7 protein-coding genes and 1 pseudogene are annotated in these 4,681 nt (G+C 41.6%); 6 read left to right on the plus strand and 2 right to left on the minus strand.

Going from position 1 to position 4,681, the window contains the following annotated elements; genetic code table 11:
* Together IM515_RS08040 and IM515_RS08045 are read left to right on the plus strand one after the other, a co-directional pair.
* A pseudogene (locus tag IM515_RS08040) lies at positions 1-214 on the plus strand (hypothetical protein); the annotation flags it as partial.
* A gap of 171 nt (positions 215-385) precedes the next feature.
* The gene (locus tag IM515_RS08045) at positions 386-1,042 is read left to right on the plus strand and encodes an ATP-binding cassette domain-containing protein (protein WP_287629158.1); all 657 of its coding nucleotides are present in this window, start codon (positions 386-388) and stop codon (positions 1,040-1,042) included.
* A 22-nt stretch (positions 1,043-1,064) separates the two neighbouring features.
* On the opposite strand, the gene IM515_RS08050 is transcribed toward IM515_RS08045, so the two are convergent.
* Positions 1,065-1,481 carry a hypothetical protein gene (locus IM515_RS08050; RefSeq protein ID WP_216628852.1) on the minus strand — a complete coding sequence of 139 codons (417 nt, stop codon included), beginning with the start codon at positions 1,479-1,481 and terminating at the stop codon, positions 1,065-1,067.
* Positions 1,482-1,508: 27 nt separating this feature from the next.
* Positions 1,509-1,634: a transposase gene (locus IM515_RS08055; RefSeq protein WP_158202401.1), complete on the minus strand. Its 126-nt coding sequence runs from the start codon at positions 1,632-1,634 to the stop codon at positions 1,509-1,511.
* A 693-nt stretch (positions 1,635-2,327) separates the two neighbouring features.
* Between IM515_RS08055 and IM515_RS08060 the strand changes: the two genes are divergently transcribed.
* The 4 genes from IM515_RS08060 (at position 2,328) to arsM (ending at position 4,471) form a co-directional block, all read left to right on the plus strand.
* Positions 2,328-2,792, plus strand: coding sequence for a Uma2 family endonuclease (locus IM515_RS08060; RefSeq protein ID WP_287629162.1), 465 nt, complete (start codon positions 2,328-2,330; stop codon positions 2,790-2,792).
* Between the two features lie 31 nt (positions 2,793-2,823).
* The gene (locus IM515_RS08065) at positions 2,824-3,030 is read left to right on the plus strand and encodes a hypothetical protein (RefSeq protein WP_002770492.1); all 207 of its coding nucleotides are present in this window, start codon (positions 2,824-2,826) and stop codon (positions 3,028-3,030) included.
* Positions 3,031-3,032: 2 nt separating this feature from the next.
* A complete protein-coding gene (locus IM515_RS08070) occupies positions 3,033-3,263 on the plus strand; it encodes a type II toxin-antitoxin system RelE/ParE family toxin (RefSeq protein ID WP_002770495.1) in 231 nt (76 codons plus the stop codon).
* 233 nt (positions 3,264-3,496) lie between these two features.
* Positions 3,497-4,471 carry an arsenosugar biosynthesis arsenite methyltransferase ArsM gene (gene arsM / locus IM515_RS08075; RefSeq protein WP_002785794.1) on the plus strand — a complete coding sequence of 325 codons (975 nt, stop codon included), beginning with the start codon at positions 3,497-3,499 and terminating at the stop codon, positions 4,469-4,471.
* Positions 4,472-4,681: the final 210 nt, after the last annotated feature.

Consider the following 4,681-nt stretch of genomic DNA (forward strand, 5'->3'; position numbering starts at 1 on the left):
TAGCACCATGGCGTTTAACCTCAATGGTTTTAACTTCAACCAGTCGATTCTCGATTCTCAAGGTCGTGTAATCGGTACTTGGGCCGATGTGTTAAACCGCGCTGGTATCGGTATGGAAGTAATGCACGAGCGCAATGCTCATAACTTCCCCTTAGACTTGGCTAGTGGTGAACAGGCTCCTGTAGCTCTGATTGCTCCCGCTATCAATGGTTAATTCCTAGTCTGAACGAAAAGGCACTCCCGCGAGGGGGTGCTTTTTTGTGGCCAAATATTTTATGGTATGTCTAGCCTGGATTATTCATCGAAAATTTGGGTCTGAAACCCCGTCGTTCTACGACGGCTTTACTGTTAAATATTAGCGCATTTACACCATATATTCTAGAATGTGAGACATGGAAAAAGCCTATTCTTACCAATTTTACCCCACACCCGAACAAGAGAGGATGTCAACATTCAACTGCTCTTAACGATAACCGTCTTCTTTTTGAGTGCCTTCGGTACTCTGTTCTGGTTGTCTATCCCCTTAGTCATTCAGGTGATTATTGATAAGGTCATCGTCCAGAACTCGCCCGAGATTCTCAACCTATTGGGTGTTTTCTTGATAGTGACGACTCTCATTGCCAGTGCCTCGGAGATCGGCCTAGCCGCTCTCACCGCCGCCATCGTCGGCAACGGTCTGGCTAGGAACCTCTTTCTCAAAGTCGCTGTCACACTCCCTAAAGTCTTGGCCATGCTATTATTAATAGCTATTTATAGTCCTCAACTTGCCTTTGCTTCCACTGGGCTAACCGCCCTAGCCTGTGGGACCTATTACCTTCTCAAAAGAAGCAGATTGGTAGCCGAGTGTAGCTCAGAACCCCTTCCTCTTTCTTTCCGCTTGCCTTTGACCCTAATCGTACTCTTCCTTTTTTGGTATGGCGCTTCCCTAGTCCTCGCCGTTCAATTATCGCTAGGTCAGTTGATAGCGTTTATTATTTTAAGTATCCAGTTTGTGGCTTTTTTATTGAGCGTGACGGCGGCCGCTACTAAGCCTATTCATTGAGGGCTGCTCTCATTTGGAGATGCTAATTAGCAGAATCTGCATTAGGAAGCCCGTATAGCTCCTTAACGGACTGGCGGGAGAGAACAATAATCGTGAAGACTCCGAGGATTGTCCCCAAGGGAGTGAATAAGCAGAGGATGCAAGCCATAACGAAGGAAAACCAGTATCTCTGGCGGCGTTTGAGGAATCGCCCCGATACAATGGTAGCAATAGCAAAAACTTCTCCTAATATGAAAAATAGGCCACCAACAACGGCGAAAAAATATCCGGCCGCTTGAGGCGGTAAATTCCCAGATGAATGTACTGAAATAGATTCGGTAATGATGAGTAGACCAATAGTAAAGTGGATAAGTGGAAAGAGAAAGAAAAAGGCAAGAATCCCTCCCACAATATAGTGGAAGATTGATAATAATTTGAGATGTTGTCTATCGTTATTCATATTCATTTGCGGGTTCATCCGAGTTTTTTAGGCTAAAGTGATAGATTTATTACAGGATAGAAGAACTCGTATCTCAAAATTGCGAAACCCATATCCACATCGCTTTATTACCTTGAGCTTATTGTTGAGACTTTCAACACAACCATTACTAATCGATGCTCAAAGTAGGCAGTCACTTCACTAAACCAGTTAGCTTACGACTCTCACAACCAGATCTCGGACAAATAGCTGATTTATCCTTTACTTCTAATCTCACGAAAATCATGTCGTCTATTATGCTAATCTCAACTGGTTTATGAGTCTGGAAATTTAGGATTTCTTCAAAAATCTGTAGTGATGATTGGGAGCATCTCACCTTTGTAACCCCTAAATCAGGTTTTTATGTCAAGCTATTTTGAAAGCCTTGCTAGAAACCAGTTTTAGGGATAAGTATAATTACTCACTTGCATAAATGAGATGCTCCCTGATGATTTAGGATGATTGAGGGAAATCATAATAGTTTCCTACTTAGGGGTTGCTGAATAAATCTAAAAACCTTGTTGGATAAGACTTTTAGACTTTTTTTCCCTCAAAAAGTGCCAACCATTGGAGTGATCGGGGGTAAAATTCCGGGACTTTTTCCCTGAAAATTACTTAACTGACCCCCTCAAAATCCGTAAAACCCCACACCCTACCCCCACGAAAAACTTTTTCAGCAAGCCCTACTTAGTTGTTATAAAATTTATGGATCTCTCTATTATTATAAAGCCTCAAAACGCTGAATTGATAGCTGATTTTATCTTCCTAAGAGTAAATTTAATACTTTCTTAACCAACTAGGATGTTGCTTTTAGCATACTGAACTCAGATGAGCCGTAATTTATTAGTGGCTTTATATACTGGCCTAAAGAATCAACTCTATGCCGTTTTTGTCACCGATCAGCGTTTATGGATACCTGAGCGTCGAATGGCAACTTATCCCGATATTATGGTGATGCCTGAACCTCTCACTTATCAAGAAGGACGCAAAGATACTTTAATTAATCCTGTTTTGATTACTGAGGTTTTGTCTGCTGCAACGGCAAGTTACGACAGAGAAGAAAAGTTTGCCGCTTATCGAACTATTGCAACTTTTCAGGAATATTTATTAATTTCGCAGGAAAAATGTTATATTGAACATTTTCAAAAAGAAGGCGCACCGCAAAGCGGATCTATGCGAGATCGCTGGTTGTTTAGAGCTTATGAATCTGATACGATAATTCATTTAAATTCTTTGGTAATTAAGATAGTAATCGCAGATATTTACCATAAAATCATCTTTGAAAATAATTAAAATATAAGGAAAATAGTTAAGAGGTAAAATGATGACTTTGCAAGAAATGATCAAATCTTTTGAGAATTTATCAGAGGATGAACAAGAGTCATTGTTAGAGATTTTGTCTCAATATAGAGCTAAAGCAAGAGAAAGAGAAATTTTAGCTAATTTTAAGGAATTGAAAGAGGCGATCGCTACTGGAACAGCCAGAAGGGGAACCGCAGAAGATTTGATTGCTGATTTGAATGAGGATTAACGATGGATCTAATATGGAGTGATGGGTTTAAGCGTTCGTTTAAAAAGCTAATCAAGAAAAATCCCCAGTTAAAACCTAAAATTTTCGATGTACTTAGAAAACTGGCAGAAGACCCATTTACACTGTCTTTAAAAACCCATAGGTTAAGTGGTAATTTAGAAGGGTTATGGTCTTGTACTGTGGCTTACGATTGTCGAATTATTTTTAGTTTTTCGGAAGATGGAGAATATTGAGAAGTTATCATCTTGTTAATTGATATTGGTAGTCACGATCAGGTGTATAGAAAATAGGCTAGACTAGAAAGTGATCCCGCAGGTTTCGGCGTTGCGGTATTTCGAGATATCGGAGCATCAAGATAAGCTAAGACGCATTTTAACCGCTTATGGGTCAGTAGGAATGCTACGATAGCGTTGGGCGAGGATGTGAAGTCGGTCCTTGAATTGATCAGAGAAAAGGAGTTTAAAGGATGAAAATGACTTATCTGGAAGCTACTGCCAAATTTTACAGCGAAGTGGCCCAAACTCCCGAAGTGGGGCTATGTTGTGTTCAAAGCAGTCCTTTGCAACTGCCGGGGTTAAAAATCCCCGCCATTATGCAGGAGATGAACTATGGTTGTGGCACGACGGTGCAGGCCAATGAATTAGGCAATTCTCCTAGGGTTTTGTATGTGGGTGTGGGTGGTGGTTTAGAAGCACTGCAATTCGCCTATTTTTCCCGTCGTCCGGGGGGAGTTATTGCGGTAGATCCAGTGCCAGAAATGCGTTGGGCAGCCCAAAGAAATCTCGGCGAAGCGCTGCTGGAAAATCCCTGGTTTAGTCTCGATTTTGTGGAAATTAGAGATGGTTCTGCCTTTGAATTGCCGGTGGAGGATGCCTCCGTCGATGTAGTGGCGCAGAATTGTCTTTTTAATATCTTTAAACCAGCCGATTTACAGTTAGCTTTACGGGAAGCTTTTCGCGTCTTAAAACCGGGAGGACGTTTACTGATGAGCGATCCGATCGCCCCTCGTCCAATTCCCGAACATTTGCAAGAAGATCAGCGTTTACGCGCTATGTGTCTATCGGGGGCCTTGACCTACGATGATTATATTCAACAGTTGATCGCTGCTGGTTTTGGTCAGGTAGAAATTCGGGCCCGTCGTCCCTATCGTTTACTGGACTGTCAGAGTTATAATTTAGCCGAGCCGCTCCTCTTAGAAAGTTTGGATTCCGTGGCTTTTAAAGTAGCTATTCCCGAAGATGGGGCCTGTATTTTTACCGGCAAAACTGCTATTTATACTGGTACGGAGGCAATTTTTGATGATGGTGCTGGGCATATTTTAGCCAAAGGATTGCCGGTGGCCGTCTGTGATAAAACTGCGAGCAACTTAGCTTGTTTCTCTCCCCAAGATATCCTCATCACCGAGTCCACTTGGCACTATAATGGGGGCGGTTGCTGTTAAAAAAGTACGGTCGAGACAAGTTCGATCGGTCAGTTATCAGTTATCAGTTATCAGTTATCAGGAATTAAATATGGCTCTTCGGGAATTGTTATGCAAATAATTAACTTAAAATAAAATTCGATGAGAGTACCTAGTCTCAAAAATAGCTGACATCCATACAGGGAGACACTTACGGCACAAACAGGTTAATACCAAAAGATAGACAATTGA

The sequence above is a fragment of the Microcystis sp. M44BS1 genome, assembly GCF_020244875.1.
In the GTDB taxonomy this organism is placed as follows: domain Bacteria; phylum Cyanobacteriota; class Cyanobacteriia; order Cyanobacteriales; family Microcystaceae; genus Microcystis; species Microcystis panniformis.